The organism is Scandinavium manionii, assembly GCF_024764775.1.
GTDB lineage: Bacteria > Pseudomonadota > Gammaproteobacteria > Enterobacterales > Enterobacteriaceae > Scandinavium > Scandinavium manionii.
Genome location: NZ_JALIGC010000035.1, coordinates 66,175 through 82,887, shown reverse-complemented (window position 1 = coordinate 82,887; position 16,713 = coordinate 66,175). Strand labels below are relative to the sequence as shown.

Genomic DNA, 16,713 nt, shown 5'->3' with positions numbered 1-16,713 from the left:
GAAGCTCGCTTCACCTTACGAAATGTCCGCCCGCGAACATTTCTGTTTATACCCGTCATCCTTCAAGCTGCATCTTTGTTGGCTACGCTCACTGGCCCGAATCACTTAGGTTACTAAGCTCATCGAGACTCATTCTCTTGCCGCCGCGATGCAACTCGAATTATTTTGGGTATAGTTCTTTATTTACGGATGCCATAAATAAGCGCGACATAGTAAGTGATTTATCTTTAGGGATCGATGTTTTTATTTCCCTAAGAAATAAACCAATAAAAATAATGTGTTATGGGATGATTCTTGCATCATTTGGGAAAAATTTGCGACAGGGAAATGTAAACCATAAGAAAATGATGTGTTTCATGACATTGCAAACAGTCATAAATGCCAGTTAAAAATCAAATAAACACCATTAATCATTGATTTTAATGATAAAAGTTAAAATTAAAAAAATGATTGAGTCCTTTTTTAAAAAAACATATATTAGCCGCGTTTTTTACAGGCAATCCTTTTAACCTTTAACTCAATCCGGTGTTATTAATACCCGTGGTTGTAGGAGTGATATGATGACGGATAAAGTCCGTATTGATACTTTAAGTGCTCATTCATTACCTCAAAGCAATGATACCTTCCTCGCAAGACAAGCCGAGTTTGAATCTAACGTCAGAAGCTACCCACGTAAGCTGCCCTTGGCGATTGCCAAAGCACAGGGCGTATGGATAACCGACGTTGAAAATAATCAATATCTTGATTGTCTGGCAGGCGCCGGAACGTTGGCGCTGGGTCATAATCATCCTGACGTGCTTCAAAGCATTCAAAGTGTCATCAGCAGCGGCTTACCGTTACATACGCTGGATTTGACCACGCCTCTGAAAGATGAATTTTCATCTTATTTACTCTCTTTATTACCGGGTCAGGGCAAAGAATATTGCCTGCAATTCACCGGTCCGTCAGGCGCGGATGCGGTTGAAGCGGCACTTAAACTGGCGAAAAAAGTCACTGGCCGTTCAGGCATTATCAGCTTCTCCGGCGCCTACCACGGGATGACGCACGGTGCGCTCTCCGTAACCGGTAACCTGTCACCAAAAGAAGCCGTCAGCAACATGATGCCGGAAGTGCAGTTTATGCCTTATCCGCATCTGTACCGCTGCCCGCTGGGTATTGGCGGTGACGCTGGCGTTAAAGCGCTGACCTACTATTTCGAAAACCTGATCAACGACGTTGAAAGCGGCGTTCGCAAACCAGCGGCGGTGATCCTTGAAGCGGTTCAGGGTGAGGGCGGGGTGAACCCGGCCCCGGTTGAGTGGCTGCAGCGCATCCGTAAAGTCACGCAGGAGCATGGCATTCTGCTGATCCTCGATGAAGTCCAGGCTGGTTTCTGCCGCACCGGCAAACTGTTCGCCTTTGAGCACGCCGGTATCGAGCCCGACATCATCGTCATGTCTAAAGCTGTTGGTGGCGGTCTGCCGCTGGCTGTACTGGGCATCAAAAAACAGTTCGACGCATGGGCGCCAGGCCACCATACCGGGACATTCCGCGGTAACCAGCTGGCAATGGCCACCGGCTTGACCACGCTTAAAATCCTTAAAGATGAGTCCGTTGCCGATAAAGTTGCCGTGCAGGGTGAATGGCTGAAGGGCAAACTGGCTGACCTGCAAAAACGTTACCCGGTTATCGGTCACGTACGCGGTCTGGGCCTGATGATCGGCATCGAAATCGTGAATCCGAATGAAGCACAGGATCATATGGGATGCTACCCGGCAGATGGCGAACTTTCTGCACTGTTGCAGAAAAAATGCTTCGAATCCGGACTGATTCTGGAGCGTGGTGGACGTCATGGTTGCGTCCTGCGCCTGCTGCCGTCTCTGCTGATCACCGATGAAGAGCTGGAAATTTTCCTCGATAAATTTGAAAACGCCTTGCAGGGCGCTGGCATCAAGCCAGTTTAATCGGAGCTAACTCAGTGTCAGATAACAACCCGATTTTGTCCGGTTCGGCGCAAAGTGTCGCCGCCTATCAGGATGCCATTGAGCAGAGCAGCCAGGCGGTTATCGACTGGTTAAAGCAGCCTGAAATGTATCAGGGGAAAACCGTCGACCAGCTGCGCGAACGCATCCAGTTGAACTTTACCTCAGAGGGCCTGGGCAACCAGGCCGCCATTGCGCGTGCAGTTGAGTATTTCCTCAAGGACAGTCTTTCTGTCCATCACGCCCAATGCGTGGCGCATCTGCACTGCCCAAGCCTGGTCATCAGCCAGGCCGCGGAGGTGTTGATCAACGCCACTAATCAGAGTATGGACTCCTGGGATCAAAGCCCGTCAGCGACTATCATTGAGGTAAAACTCATTCAGTGGCTGCGGGAACAGGTGGGATACAGCGTCGGTGATGCCGGCGTGTTCACCAGTGGTGGCACCCAGAGTAACCTGATGGGGCTGATGCTGGCGCGTGATGCCTTCTTCGCGCGTCAGGGGCATTCCGTCCAGTTGCAGGGATTAACGGGCGATCTGAGCAAAATCAAAGTGTTCTGCTCTGAAAGCGCACACTTTTCTGTGCAAAAAAATATGGCGTTGATGGGGCTGGGCTATCAGTCCGTCATCCAGGTGAAAACCGATGCGTTCTCACGGATGGATCTTGCTGATCTGAAAGCCAAACTGGCGCAGGCGAAAGCCAAGGGTGAGCAGGTGATGGCGATTGTAGCCACCGCCGGCACCACGGATGCAGGTGCCATTGATCCGTTAGTCGAGATAACAACGCTTGCCACGCAAGAAAATATCTGGGTTCACGTCGATGCTGCATGGGGCGGAGCACTGCTGCTTTCTGAGAAGTATCGCCATTACCTGAACGGCCTGGAATGCGCAGATTCTGTCACCCTGGATTTCCACAAGCAATTCTTCCAGACCATCAGCTGTGGTGCATTCCTGTTGAAAGACGCACGTCATTTCGAGTTGATGCGTTATCAGGCGGCGTACCTGAACTCTGATTTTGACGAAGAGCAGGGCGTGCCGAACCTCGTGTCAAAATCACTGCAAACCACGCGTCGGTTTGATGCCCTGAAACTGTGGATGGGCCTTGAAGCGTTAGGCAAAAAGCAGTACGCCGACATCATTGATAACGGTGTAACGCTGTCGCAAGACGTGGCTGAATATGTTTCAGCACAGCCGCATCTGGAACTGGTTATGCAGCCTCAACTGGCAAGCGTATTGTTCCGGTTCCGCCCGGAAAGTGGCGATAGCGCATTTGTCGCCTTGTTAAACCAGCGTATCGGCGACGTTTTGCTGGCATCCGGGAGCGCCAACGTTGGGGTAACCGAAGCTGACGGCATAACGTGCCTCAAGATGACGCTGTTGAACCCAACGGTGTGTCTGGAGGATGTAAAAATCCTGCTGGCAAGCGTGAAGGATACGGCTGAAACATTGCTCAATGCAGAGTTCCAGTCCTAAACGCTTAGAGTCGAAGTGAAGTCAGCCATGCGCTGCGTGAAATCTGCAATTTGCTGTAGGCAACTTGAGGTCAGGTTTCACGTAGCGCAAGGACATATCCCACCGATGCAGGCAATTTAGCCCAATAATTGGATTGATTCCGCACAGGAAGTTTACATAAATATTAAATCGATATCGTTCAGCTCAACCTTTAAAGAACGATGGTGATGAATGTAACATTCAAACTTCAAATTTAGTTCATTTGGCAGCGGGAATGGCTTTAATGGAAATATTTTTTGCAGGGCACCAATGAACACATCAGGAACAATCATGACTGAATCCCCTCTGGAGCATAAATAAGCCATGGTCAGTAAATTAGGGCTTTCCCATAAAATCTCGCGATTAATGATAAGTTCATTTTCTGTATCTATTCCATCAATCATGCTGGTAATACTACCAAGATCCCGGCGCCAGCGAAGATGGCTATTATTACGCCAGTCAGAGAGAGTGAAATTGTCATCTATCGTCGAGTGATTCTCACTGACAAGAATCTTCATATCAGATTGCAGAAATTTTTTAGACACAAGGGCGACATCATCCGGAAGTTTTCCCCCGATATCAATATCAACTTCGCGCTGTTTGAGTTTGCTCAGTCGCTCCTCTTCGCTTGCATCCATAGTAATAAAATGGAACAGGGTCGAATCATCGCGGGATTGAATTGACTCGGTCAGCAAAAGCTCAATTAAAGAGTATGTTGCAATAAAATATTCTTTTCGCGATGTGTTTAGCGCATTCAGTTCTCGATAACGCGCCTGCAACGCCAATGCAGTATCATTTGGTTTTAATCCAAAACGGGTTCGGATAAAAATATCAGTGCCAAGCTTCTCTTTCAGACTCTTAATGGTGTAGCTAATCGTTGACGGTGAGATTTTCAGACGTGAGGCAGCTTTCATCGCATTCTCACACTCGATGACTTCATTGATTATCTTTAGTTTTTGTAGGCTTATCGTATGCATTATTCTTCCAGCGGTGACAAAGCTAGGGTGACTGACAGGTAAATGTTGTTCTCACAGAGTGAATGATGTCATCAATCAGACGCGTCATCATGGGATTTTCTGTCATTTTATTATTAAAATGGATATAGCAATCATGTTTCATTCTCAGTTCCGCTGGCAGTTGAAGACGTTTAACAGCGAATGCCTGAGTAAATAATGGAATGAAAATATCAGGTAACAACATGATGTAATTACTGCGGGCGCAAAGCTCCACCATGTTAATGATGCTACCAGAAACCACCGCCACATCTCTCTCCTGGATGTATTTTTTTACTTCCCCAGAGACTTGCATATTTTCACAGTAATAATCGCCGAGGGATGACCATATGGCGTGTTTCGCCTGATATAAATCAGCACAACTCACTTCTGCCGGAATTTCTGTGTTATGAACACTGGCGAGTATTGAAATGTTTGAGGTAAACAGTTTAACTTTGCTGACCGCTTTGTCCTGTGGCAGTTCGGCGCCAATATCGATATACGCATTTTTATTGACCAGGTTGTCCAGTCGTTCATTAACGTTAATGGTGTACGGTAAAAAGATATAACGATACTTATCGGGCTGGTGGGCTAAACTGGCAATTGACTCTGAAAGTAACATTTCAATGGGCGAATAGCTCAGAATGGTCAGGCTGTTCTCATTCTGCTGATTTTCATCACGGCTAATGTCGACATCAGTCGCGAAATACTTTTGATAGCGTTGGCTGAGTTCATAAGCCGTCGCATTTGGTTTCATTCCGGTTCTGGTTCGAATGAACAGATGCTCCCCGGTAATATCCCTGAGTTTTTTTAACGAGTAACTAATTGCAGCAGGGCTTAAGTTAAGCAACTTTGCCGTTGTTTTAACGCTACCACACACAACGAGCGTATTAATAATTTTTAGTAGCTTTAACTCTATTGTCTGTGACATGCCATAAACTCCACTCAGCCAGCGTATACTTCATAAAATATATATAAAGTAAGTGTTGATGATGTTGTACTTATTAACCGAATACCATGTCAGATGAAATGTAGTGTCAAATCGAAATGCAAACAATACATAAAAACACATAAGTTAGATTGCATATGTGTAACACTTCAGTCTCGCTAGCTAACTCGTTGTTTTTGCATGGATTTAATGATTATTTAACTAAGTTAAAAAGTAAAATAAAAGATACTAAAAATGGAGGGGTAGAGCGTAGTAATGACTTACATTATTAATCATTGTGCTCCACTGTCAAATTGATATTAAGAACTGAGAATAAACGGCAGAAAATAAACCTGTATAACACAGTAATGGATGATTACTGCAGAATTTATTTTTCCCGCATGGGGGGCTGACTCAGAGAACCTACACATTCAACTTCTGCACTAATAAGCGGGAGGATGAGGGGCCTGTTTGCTGCTATCATGGCTATATTGTTGATGGCCACAGTATCGGTGTGGCGTAGGATTATGTGAAATGAATGAAGAACTGGATATCAAAGTCCTCCGAGCCATTTATACCCTCAGTACCGCAGGTAGCGTTACCAAAGCGGCAGAAATGTTACAAGTCACTCCAGCAGCAGTCACCTATCTGATTAATAAAGCACGAAAAACAACAGGATCCGCACTGTTTTTCCGCACCCGGGAAGGGATGAAACCGAATACACTGGCGACGGAACTTAGCCAACGTTATCAGGGGATGATGCAGGATTATTTCCCCGAAGAGAGCATGTCATCCAGCCTCAGCCGGGCGTTTACCATCAGTACCTATTCACTTTTAGAGTTCATGCTGGCGCTTGAGTGGGGGAACTCCGTACAAAAAGGGGCAGAGCTCAGTTTTGTTCCCACTGAAGTGAACGATACTCGCCGTCTGGCGGCGCTGCGTAATAAAGAGGTTGATATCGATATTGGTTCCCGCTTGCCGGTGGACAGCGCTATCGTGCAAATGAAACTGTTTTCAAGCGATGTCGGGATCATTGCCAGAAAAGGGCATCCGACAATCAGTGACCGATTCACGACTGCGGACTGGCATGAAAATGGTCATGTGCTGTGGTCCCGTGGTATGCATTTTATCAGCGATGATATCGAGCAGACGCGTAACTTCCGTAATCTGTTCGATCAACAAAACAAGGTGTGGACATCGAGCAGTACACTGAATGTGACGTTACTGTGCGCGTATTCCGATGCGATAACCCGCATGCCTGTGCGCCTTGGGCACAAACTTGAGTCTGTGTTGCCAGTGACGTTGTTCAACTTACCGGATAATTTGCAGATGACCTATGAATGTTACCTTCATTATCATCACTCCCTGTCAAATGATCAGATCTTTCAGCAAGTGATAGCCAAAATCCAACAGACGTTATGACGTACATTTCCCCCAAAATGCGCCCTTTATAAGGCGGAACTATCGACCCGGGTTAGCGATACGCTGCTCGGGCAGTACCCGGCCAAAATCATTAATACCTTGCCAGCTTACCGGACATTGCGCGGCCTGCACGCATCCATCGATATTGCGCTGGCTGAAGGGCGCTACCATCCCGGCATTACGCACTTCACGACCATTCACATGCAAATTGAATAGCGTCACGTAGTAAGGCGTGGGGTTCTCCACCCGTAATTGCTTGCCCACTCGTGTCCAGCGTAGTTTTTGACTCGCGTCTTGAGCGGAACCTTGCAAACCGACAGGACGGTAAAACAGTTTTAACTGTGAACGAATGGCAACCTGCACGCTGTTATCTTGCGGTGACCCGGAGGGGATCGTTGCAATACTGAGCGTAAATACGCTTTCACGATCACGGGCAAGTGAGCCGCCGGTATAAATTATTCGTAGCGTGCTTTCTCGCCCGGCTTTCAGGGCAAAAAGCGGAGGCGTTATCACAAACGGGGCTTTTTTTGCCGAAAACGTGCTCCCGGGCCAACTGCCGCCGGTCGAAACTTTGCTGTTAATCAGCCACGTAGTCTGACTGTTATTGCGCAAAGGCAGGGCGACGCTGCTCTTTTTTTCGCCATATACCACGCGCGTGCCACCAATCACCACCCCGGCCCGTGCACAGGGAATGGCGAGGAGGGTTATCAGCAGGGAGCAGAATAAATTACGCATAATTCAGCATAAATGTTGCAGATGAATTAGCCGGGCCAGCGGTGACCGTCTCACCGTTCGCCAGGTAGCGGGCATAAAAAGTCATCGTCACAGTGGTCTGATTCGGCGTGAGTTCGGTACTCCCCCCAGGCTGACCCAGCGGGATAAGCGTTTTGTTATTGTCATAGATGGCAATCGCCACCCCCTTTGCTACACCCGCATCGGCGGTCAGTGCCAGTAATTCAGAGTTACTGCTGTCAGCATTACCCGTAAATGTGACCGTGACATTGTTTGCACTCCCCCCGCATTTCTCCAGCGAGATGGTGAAAGGTTCATATCGACCGCCGTTACCGGAATCGGCAAAGAGTTGACTGCTGACCGAGCCAAATTTGACCAGCAAAGCTGTTGAATCCGCTGAGACGAAACAGGTATTGCCGTCAATCGAACCGGTAATATTAATTGTTCCGGCCTGTGCAACAGGGTTTGCTGTCCACAAGGCGAACAGGGAGAGTGCGGTAATACCGCGAAAAACAGGGCGTATCATTGGCAACTCCTCATTGATACTGCAAATCGAAATACATCACCGCCGCGGCATTACCCGGGACAACGACATCCTGCGTCGATTTATACCTCAGGGCGAAAGCCAGGGTGTTCTCCGCGCCAGGTGTCAGCGAATAGGCGGGAACGCCATCCTGGTTAATCGGTATCAATAACCGTGTCTTGTTGTCGAGTATCTCTATGCCGACCCCTTTGGCCACATTGTCGCCATCAGAAAGTGCCAGCAGGCGTGGATTGTCGTTATCAGCGGTGCCCGAAAAGCGGATAACCACGCCGCTAACAGAGGAGTCACAGCCAGTGAGCCTGATATCAAACTCTTTTTCCGCGCTGACGCTATCAACTGCCGTAAAATCTGACGCCGAAAACTTGCCGATATCGACCGTTTGCGTCTCATTTTCCACCTCACAGGTTCGGGAAAGGATGGTGCCAGTCATTTGCAGGTTATAGGTTTCTGCCCTCAGATTTGCCGACACCGCCAGCAAACTGATAAGCAGGGATGCGCTTAAAAATGTCGATTTCATGAATGGCACTCTCGGGTTAATTTGTTGATGGCATTACGGGTGGCATCGTCTGGCAGACGATATGTCACCACACACTGGCGGGCATCACCGTCCCCCCAGCGTACCGTCAGCGTGCCTTTCTGCGCCAGACCGGACAGATACACTTGTCCGTCATCGCCGACAATACTGTTACTGCCTTGCTCTGTGGTGACGATTGCGCCAAAAGGAACCACGTTGCCGTTATGGGTCAGATTCAGCAGGGCGCGGGCGCCAACATGGGTGTCAAAACTGGCGCGAACCAACGCGCCGCGGGTCGGCACGACGTTGACCACGGTATCGTCCAGATCGACGTTTTCTGGCAGGGTGGTGGTATCCAGTGCCATACGGTTGCGGCGATAGGTGGTGGCATAAGGAACAACGGCATAGCCTCGCCAGTCGGTACGCAACCCGGCGTTACCTTCCACTTTCACATCATCGGCACCAGGCGCTGCGATCAGGACGTTGGTTTCACCCAATGGCTGTGACAGTGTTACGCCATTGCGGTGCGCAACAATGGAGCCGCTCAGCCCATAGTTGACCTGCTGATAGTTACCGTTATCGCTGTAGTTATAGCCTGCATTGGCGCTTCCCCAGGAACCATCATAATTGGTGCTGATCGAACCACTGGCACCGCCGCCCTGGTTCTGATAACCCTGTTGAATGCTGTAATTCAGATTGTCGTCTTCCAGCAGCGTGCCGCTCAAACCAGCATTCTGGGTGGTGTGTCCACGCGTATCGTTACTGATGCTATAAGTCGCATAGGCATTATGTTGCTGATGCGTAATATCACCCGACGGGGTCAGCCACTGGCCAAGCGGGATTGAAATACCCAGCGCGACGCGGTTATCCGCCTCGCGCAGACCCGGGACTTTGTTGTAGCTGTAGTTGAGCGTCCATGAAACACCGTACAGGTTGCCGCTATAGCCGGTTTGTACCAGCGTGTTGACAGCGCCCGTTCGCCAGTAGGTCTGGCGACTGCCGTTGATGTAGATCGAGCCATTGCTGCCAAGTTGTTGTGAAATGTTGAGCTGGATTTTGTCGCGCTTGTTATTGCGCAGATCGTAATAGTCACTGGGGGCGACCTGGGATTGGGGATCGTCGCTTTGTGGATTACGGGCATAGCCATTCATGCGCTCCCGGGTACTCTCTTCAAGGGTATAAAACCCTTCTGTCGAGTAACGATAGCCGACCAGCTGAAAGTTAGTCCCGGTGCTGTTGAGTGATTTACCGTACAAAAAGCGTAGCGAGGCGCCGCTGTGTTTGCTGTCATCGGCCAGAATACTGTTAGCCTGGGTCACATCCAGCGACAATGCGCCAAAGGTACCAATGTTGACGCCCAATCCGAGAGCAAAGGCATTGTAATTTTTCGCGACCTGCGTGCCGCCATAGGCCGTAAATCCGGCGGGCAAACCCCACAACAGCGTAGACTGAGCAAAATTGACCTCATCCTGCTGTTCTGAATTACTGCGATACTTGCCCGCGGTGACGGCATATTTGATATGACCTTCGCGTTGCAGTACCGGTACAGAGGCATAAGGCACGGAATAAACGTTAACGCTGCCGTCAGTCTCTTTGACTTCGACAATCAAATCACCACTGGATGAGGTCGGAAACAGGTCATTAATTTCGAACGCGCCAGGCGGGACGTAACTTTGATAGATAGTGTAACCATTCTGACGAATGGTGACTTGCGCATGGGTACGCGCGATACCGCGAATGGTAGGGGCAAAGCCACGCAGACTATCTGGCAGCATATTGTCATCGGATGCCAATTGCACACCACGAAAACCCAGGCTGTCGAAGACATCTGACGGCGTAGTGCTGTCACCGATGACCAGTTCACTGCGCAATGGAATAATCGCCCGCTCAATCCAGGTATTGATATGTTGCCAGTCGCTGTTGCTGTTATGGCTACTGCTACTGTAGTTCCAGGTCGAATAATCACGCAGGCGCCATGGGCCGAGATTCAGGCCGCTGTGCAAGCCCAAAAAATAGTTATTGCTGGCGCCGCTTTGTTTGTCGTCGTTATTCGAGCCGCTAAAATTGTAGTTCAACATCAGTGCGTTGATACCCTCATCCCACTGTGAGGGCGGGATATAGCCACGGGCAGAATTGTTCATCATCGCCTGCGGAACGCTGATATCCAGTCGCAACTGCTCAAAGTTAAATTGGGTGGTTGCCCCTTCAATGGCGGTAGCAATATCCAGACATTTATCCGGGTCAGCATCGGCGAGCGCGGGTTTTCCCTCGATGTTAACACCCATGGCGCTTAACTGAGCCGGAGTCAGGCACGGGGTCAGGCCGGTCTCATCGGCTCCCGCAGAGGGAAGGGCGTTAGCCGCCTGGAATTGAATATCCTTTCGCGACTGAAACGTATCGTTGAGATAAATATCAACGCGATAAGTGCCGGGTGCTTGTGTGCCGCCTTCAAAACGAGACAGATCGGCGACCGCAGAAGGATCGTCAGATAAAAATGCCGGATTAAAGTATTCATCGGCATATCCATTCGCAGATGCCATCGCAATCGCAACAGCCAGAGGCGCTATTTTATAAGATTTATTTTGCACTGGCATAGTATCCCTTTCCTTCCTGCACACCTATGGCCGGCGTTCTGCCGACGCTTTAGCATTCCTTTTTAGTTAGGTTGTGGGGCCTCACGCGCCGCAAGACTGCGTGGCGGTATTGGCGCCGTAGTCATTGACCGTCTGAAAACTCACCGCGCCGTTTTTATGACCGGGAACGTCAACCGTCAGTGAACCCATTGGCGAGACCATGGAATTTGGTAATTTTTGACCGCCCACGGTGAACTGGACCAGGGTGACAAAATATGGGGACGGATTTTTAACCGTCACGCGGCCACCCTCGACCCGACAAGTCAGATATTTTGGCGCGTCAACGGAGTTCGACGAGAGATGCTTCGGGCGTACAAATAATTTGATGACGCTCTGGGTGGCAATCTGCAAGGTATTGCCTTTCAGGCTATTTTTATCGACAGAAGGAATCGCTTTGCTGTTCAGGTAGAACACGCTTTCCCGATCGCTGGGCAGTGCCGGGCCGTTGTACATGATCCGCAGCGTATTCTCTTTTTTCGGTTTCATGGTGAACAGGGGGGGCGTCAGCACAAAATCGGCTGATTTGCTGCCGTCAACATTGGTTATCCACGACTGAATCAGATAGACATTCCCGGTGGAGGTGTTGCTCAGTGACAGCGAGGCTTCTTTTGCACCCTGTGGATAAATAATCCGTGTTGCTCCCAGCGCAATCCCCCCGGTGCTGGCACTGGCGGTGCCAGCCATCGCCATTGACAACAGCCCGGCGCTACACAGAGCGGTTATCGCGTTGCGGTGATTTATGGTGTTTCTTTTCTTCATAACTGTGTTCCCTTTTATACCTGTTACCTGACTCCAGCCCTTCCGTTAGCAGAGCCAACAGCAGCCTCCGTGCACGCACGGAGGTATGCAATCAATCAGGAGTAATTGATGTTAAATGTCGCTGTCGCCGCCACGCTACCGGCCGTTGCCGCTGCATCAGTCGCGATATAGTCCACTTTGAACGGAATGGCCGTGTCGGCACCGTCCTGTACGCTAATAGTTGAGGAGTCGCTGCCTAGCGCTAAAATTTGGTCATCCGGGCCGTACAGTTGCAGCGCAACGTGGGTTGCGGCCCCAGCGCTGGCGGTATTCTTCAGTGCGTTAGGCAGGGTGTCGTCCCCGGTACCATTAAAGGTAATACCGACATTTTTGAGCACGGTGGAGCTGCAATTCTGCAGAGTAATGCTGAAGTCTTTTTGCTGGCCGGCAGGTTGGCCTGGGTCTGCCAGCAGCGTGCTTGACACAGGATCCAGTGTGACAGTCGGGGTGCTGGCGACGGCGGAACAAGCCGGGTCAACAACCTCGCCAGTAAAATCGACGGTGCCACCTTCTACGGTTATCGCTCCAGCATGGGCTGCACCCGCGGCGAATAACGCAGCAGTTAATGTGGTGTAGGCAATGTTTTTAAACTTCATAATGAGTCCTTAAATATCAGTAGATTTAACATCCGGGTTATTATGTTAGGTGCATAAAAAATGCATCTAATAGAGGTGCGGTAACGTAGATGGTAACAACATAAATAGCTAACTCGGCTGGCACCCACAGGCGAGATACTACGAAATACGACTTAATTGATGCAAACATCAAAAAAAACGACACGATTCAATACACTGAAAATTATTGTTAACTTTATGATATCAATGAAAATTTAAACTCTTTGGTTATGTAATTCAATGTTCTAAAAAACAAATAATGGATAGGCTTAAACGCATGGTTGAAATGCATAGGGCAGGACTCTAAACCCTGCTTTAGGGTTTATCGCTGACATCGCAAATAAATTACCCATCGTTAAGTATTTCAAATAAGCAATCGACATTCATGTTAACTGATAACTATTTTTATTTGTTGCCGGGTGGTATCTATTCTGCGCGCAACGTCATTAGGCAAAATCAATCCGTAAATAAGCCAGTGTGGTAAATGTACCCACTGCAGGTGTATTGCCCGTGGTGCCCACAGGATAAGCATGTAATGTGATATTCGAACTGTTATTGGCATCTAACTGAAAAGGGATCTTACTGGTCATATCGTTAGGCACCAATGAATGACCACTTTCATCTGTCACAATCACGCCTACATCACTGTTGTCTGATTGCAAAGCGTCAGGGACATCAACAGAAGCATTACCTTCAATACGCAACGTCAGATTTGCCGTGGCACTCATGTCATTGCAGGTGATCGGCACAGTAAAGGCTTTTGGGGTGTAGTTATCGGGTTTTTGCCCGACAGTTTTAAAATCACTGCTGTAAAAGTCGCCTAATGGAACACTCAGTTGTGTTCCTGCGTGAATCACACAGTTTTGCGGTACAGTGACCGTACCGGTGAAATAATATTCAGCCGTGGGTGGCGTAGAAGCATCACAGAGACCATCATTGGCTAAACAGGCATATATAGCCGCAACTTTCATCTGTGGTAAATTGATTACACCGACCATTGATTTCCGTACTCTTAGTGAAATATAGCCATTGGTGCCGGATGCATTAGGCCATGTTTTGGCACCTGAGTAACATTTTGTCGATGAGGCTACCAGGTTTTCAAAAGGAACATCTCGAGTCCCAATCCCACCAATATTAGTGATTGTCAGCTTCATATCGAGGTAATCGTTATAGTTATACCAACCGCTTCCGGCATCAGGGAGTAGCATAAAGGAGGTTAATACCCAGTTTCCATTAGCCGAACAGGCACATGAAAAGGTGGTAGTGTAACCACTCCAGCTATATGCCTGGTCCATGACATAACCCGCTGTATTATTAGCAGGGTCAGTAATTTCCCGATTTCCAGTGTCTATCGTGATTTGGTTCGGCCCGTTGGTATTTGTACAGTTGCCATTGGCCATTGCAGGCACTGAGACAAACACAACCCCGAGCAAGGCAATTAACTTAGCTAAGGAAAATAGGAATTTTGCTTTCTTCACTTTAATTTCTCATTATCTTTAGTAAGATATAAAATATTGCCACCCTGAAATTTAATGATTTCATTGCATATTCAGGTAACACCTCTATAAATAGCGTTTTATCTGGCACCTTCAAGTGAAGATAGTATGAAATTAGACCCTGTTGATGCAAATTTGAAAATGCTGATTTGCCGTTAGGTTTTATTCCTTAATTACATAATACACTGAATTTAAAGTACTATATTTAGAGTTTTAATTTCCTGGTTATGAAATTTAACGAAATAGAAAAGAGTATTATGTTTTGCCTGTCCATTCAGCAGTACATGACTGAGGGGCTGTGGAACCTGATTGCTGGCCGCATCTTGGTGATGGAGCAGGGCGCTGGAGCCATGATGTACTGGATAACCTGGGTTATCCTACATTACGAAGATGACACATCACAAAACAGCTGATAGATTGTTTATTCATTGAGATATTCATCTATCTATTCATTGAGTGATTCATCACGATGACAAACCGATGTGACACGATACGCCAACGACTACGCCAGGGGCCGATGACTGTGAGGCAACTGACTGATATTTTGGGTATTAGTCAGCCAACCGTTTCCCGAGATTTAAAAGCACTCGGTGATGATGTTGTTCGAATTGGTTCAGGACCATCTATTCAATATGCTATGCGCGATGCTTTTCGCGGGTTTCGTTTTGCCCCTATTTACCGCATTACCGAAGCTGGACAAGTCAAACCACTGGGGCAACTCATCCCCGTTCATCCAGAGGGATTTGTCATGGAGCAGACGGATAGCGTCTGTCTCCATAGTGACGGGCTGCCATGGTGGCTATTTGACATGCGGCCGCAGGGATATCTTGGGCGCGCGTATGCCTCAGCATATTCAGCCGAGCTTGGCCTGTCGACTAATCCAGAAGCCTGGACAGACACGGACGTTATTAGAGCTTTACTCGCATATGGGCACGATGCCGTGGGGAATATATTAGTAGGGGAACAGGCAAGAAACTTGTTTCTCGAGATGCCGTTACCTGTTCCCGTTGAACGTGCCAGTACCTACCCAAGGCTGGCATTGGCTGTGAGTTCCGGTGAGGTACCAGGTTCATCTGCTGGCGGAGAACAACCAAAATTTTGCACCTATACAGAACGTGGTCATGTGTTGGTGAAATTTACGGCTCTGGACGATAACCCTGTAAGTGAACGCTGGCGCGATCTGCTTCAGGCCGAACATCTTGCGTTAAAAGTGCTTGGCGTAGAAACAGAGGTGTTTGATTTTGGCGGGCAGCGCTTCCTTGAGATCCCCAGGTTCGATCGCATAGGGCCATTAGGCCGGATAGGTATCTTTTCTTTGCGGGCGCTGGAAGCAGAGTTTGTTGGCCGGGCGAGGGACTCCTGGCCTGTTCTGGTTAATGAACTGGTAAAGCAGGGGTGTGTTCATTCTGATGCCGCCATTGGCACGGCGCGGCTTTGGGCGTTTGGGATGCTGATTGGCAATACTGATATGCACCATGGAAACTTGTCGTTCATCAGCGGCCATGGTCGTCCATACCGGCTTGCACCAGCCTACGATATTCTGCCAATGGGTTTTGCCCCGAAATCAGGTGGCGAAAGAGTGAATACATTACGACCGGTGACGCTATCTGAAGTGATTAGCGGGGAAATCTGGCAAGAAGCTCTGGCGCTGGCTGAAGACTTTTTCGCTCTGGCCAGTGAGAGCCGTCGCTTTTCCGCCAATTTTGGTCCATGCCTTGTGGCGTTGCGTAGCCACCTTGATGAGATGACATCGCGTTTATCGCGTTTGGGATAATAGCCGAAGGTCACGTAACAGGGTGGCCCATTAACAATGCAAGAAGAATGGCTGACTGCGAAGACTTATCGAGCAAGAGTCCGTTAGATGTAATTTAACATAATATACATTATGCGCACCAAGATGGAATCAGGCAGAATCCGGTGTTTTGTGGGCATCGGTTGGCCTGGTCGCTGATGGCGTCTGAAAGCGCTATCTCCAGCGCAGATACCATCATACACGCCATCTTATAGTTAGACTGCCCACCACGATTGGCTTTCAAGGCATCACGTTCGCGGCGTACTCGCTCCAGATCGTACTCAATTTTTTTCGACTGTTCGTGTCATTCTTTTCCTCGAATATCATCGATCGTCCGGTAAACATCACAATCGCAGTTTGTGAGTGATTATGCTGCGCGGATGGCCACGCCGACACCTCACCAGTTGAAACCTGGCAAATACATCTGCAATGAATAAGACCTTTTATCTCATGGACCCAGCAGAATAAAATAGCCGCCTTGCCAGCGAATTCAGTCGTCGGGCGATTGGTAAATACATCGATGTCTGGCATTACCCTGAGGGACATAAAGAGCTCCGGCTAAATGGTGTATCACTTCCCTACTCCACCTATGACAAACTCTGAAATCGACCAGGGTGCCATTGTGGACAACGAACACGGTCCTTCACGCAGGCGTAAAACCCCCACAACGAAGAAATCCCAGCGATCCTTGGATCAGGACGATATTCTTAATGCTCTGGTGAAACTTCAGTGACGTTCAGAAGAAATATTTGGAAAAAACAGGTTTAAATAGCCCGGACTTTAACTCGGGCTAGTTT

The 16,713-nt window shown here is 48.6% G+C and carries 14 protein-coding genes and 1 pseudogene; 6 read left to right on the top strand and 9 right to left on the bottom strand.

Going from position 1 to position 16,713, the window contains the following annotated elements:
- Window positions 1-557 precede the first annotated feature (557 nt).
- Both MUU51_RS06650 and MUU51_RS06645 read left to right on the top strand, forming a co-directional pair.
- Entirely contained in the window at window positions 558-1,943 is a 1,386-nt protein-coding gene (locus tag MUU51_RS06650) for a diaminobutyrate--2-oxoglutarate transaminase (RefSeq protein WP_159768475.1), read from the top strand.
- A 14-nt stretch (window positions 1,944-1,957) separates the two neighbouring features.
- Window positions 1,958-3,433: a pyridoxal phosphate-dependent decarboxylase family protein gene (locus tag MUU51_RS06645; RefSeq protein ID WP_258967410.1), complete on the top strand. Its 1,476-nt coding sequence runs from the start codon at window positions 1,958-1,960 to the stop codon at window positions 3,431-3,433.
- 152 nt (window positions 3,434-3,585) lie between these two features.
- Here the strand turns inward: MUU51_RS06645 and MUU51_RS06640 are convergent, their stop codons facing one another.
- Together MUU51_RS06640 and MUU51_RS06635 are read right to left on the bottom strand one after the other, a co-directional pair.
- Entirely contained in the window at window positions 3,586-4,428 is an 843-nt protein-coding gene (locus tag MUU51_RS06640; protein ID WP_258967409.1) for a LysR family transcriptional regulator, read from the bottom strand.
- Between the two features lie 22 nt (window positions 4,429-4,450).
- Window positions 4,451-5,374 carry a LysR family transcriptional regulator gene (locus tag MUU51_RS06635; protein WP_258967408.1) on the bottom strand — a complete coding sequence of 308 codons (924 nt, stop codon included), beginning with the start codon at window positions 5,372-5,374 and terminating at the stop codon, window positions 4,451-4,453.
- Between the two features lie 531 nt (window positions 5,375-5,905).
- Here MUU51_RS06635 and MUU51_RS06630 point away from each other — a divergent pair.
- On the top strand, window positions 5,906-6,793 hold the full coding sequence (locus MUU51_RS06630) for a LysR family transcriptional regulator (RefSeq protein WP_258967407.1): 888 nt from the start codon (window positions 5,906-5,908) through the stop codon (window positions 6,791-6,793).
- A gap of 39 nt (window positions 6,794-6,832) precedes the next feature.
- Here MUU51_RS06630 and MUU51_RS06625 read toward each other — a convergent pair whose 3' ends face one another.
- The 7 genes from MUU51_RS06625 to MUU51_RS06595 all read right to left on the bottom strand — a co-directional run bounded on the left by MUU51_RS06625 (window position 6,833) and on the right by MUU51_RS06595 (window position 14,106).
- Window positions 6,833-7,528 (bottom strand): fimbria/pilus periplasmic chaperone, encoded by a 696-nt coding sequence (locus tag MUU51_RS06625; RefSeq protein WP_258967406.1) that lies wholly within the window; start codon window positions 7,526-7,528, stop codon window positions 6,833-6,835.
- The gene (locus MUU51_RS06620; protein WP_258967405.1) at window positions 7,521-8,051 is read right to left on the bottom strand and encodes a fimbrial protein; all 531 of its coding nucleotides are present in this window, start codon (window positions 8,049-8,051) and stop codon (window positions 7,521-7,523) included. Before MUU51_RS06620 ends, MUU51_RS06625 begins: the two co-directional genes overlap by 8 nt.
- Before the next feature lie 10 nt (window positions 8,052-8,061).
- Window positions 8,062-8,586, bottom strand: coding sequence for a fimbrial protein (locus MUU51_RS06615; RefSeq protein WP_258967404.1), 525 nt, complete (start codon window positions 8,584-8,586; stop codon window positions 8,062-8,064).
- Window positions 8,583-11,177 (bottom strand): fimbrial biogenesis usher protein, encoded by a 2,595-nt coding sequence (locus MUU51_RS06610; protein ID WP_258967403.1) that lies wholly within the window; start codon window positions 11,175-11,177, stop codon window positions 8,583-8,585. The genes MUU51_RS06615 and MUU51_RS06610 overlap by 4 nt, the downstream gene beginning before the upstream one ends.
- 81 nt (window positions 11,178-11,258) lie before the next feature.
- Window positions 11,259-11,975, bottom strand: a complete 717-nt coding sequence (locus MUU51_RS06605; RefSeq protein ID WP_159768448.1) for a fimbria/pilus periplasmic chaperone — start codon at window positions 11,973-11,975, stop codon at window positions 11,259-11,261.
- 95 nt (window positions 11,976-12,070) lie between these two features.
- The gene (locus MUU51_RS06600; protein WP_159768445.1) at window positions 12,071-12,610 is read right to left on the bottom strand and encodes a fimbrial protein; all 540 of its coding nucleotides are present in this window, start codon (window positions 12,608-12,610) and stop codon (window positions 12,071-12,073) included.
- Between the two features lie 464 nt (window positions 12,611-13,074).
- A complete protein-coding gene (locus MUU51_RS06595; RefSeq protein ID WP_159768442.1) occupies window positions 13,075-14,106 on the bottom strand; it encodes a fimbrial protein in 1,032 nt (343 codons plus the stop codon).
- A 275-nt stretch (window positions 14,107-14,381) separates the two neighbouring features.
- Between MUU51_RS06595 and MUU51_RS06590 the strand changes: the two genes are divergently transcribed.
- The 3 genes and pseudogenes from MUU51_RS06590 to MUU51_RS06580 all read left to right on the top strand — a co-directional run.
- Window positions 14,382-14,537 (top strand): hypothetical protein, encoded by a 156-nt coding sequence (locus MUU51_RS06590; RefSeq protein ID WP_159768439.1) that lies wholly within the window; start codon window positions 14,382-14,384, stop codon window positions 14,535-14,537.
- Window positions 14,538-14,593: 56 nt separating this feature from the next.
- Window positions 14,594-15,898, top strand: a complete 1,305-nt coding sequence (yjjJ, locus tag MUU51_RS06585) for a type II toxin-antitoxin system HipA family toxin YjjJ (protein WP_159768436.1) — start codon at window positions 14,594-14,596, stop codon at window positions 15,896-15,898.
- Window positions 15,899-16,399: 501 nt separating this feature from the next.
- Window positions 16,400-16,649 (top strand): annotated as a pseudogene (locus MUU51_RS06580) (ISNCY family transposase); the annotation flags it as partial.
- Between the last annotated feature and the right edge of the window lie 64 nt (window positions 16,650-16,713).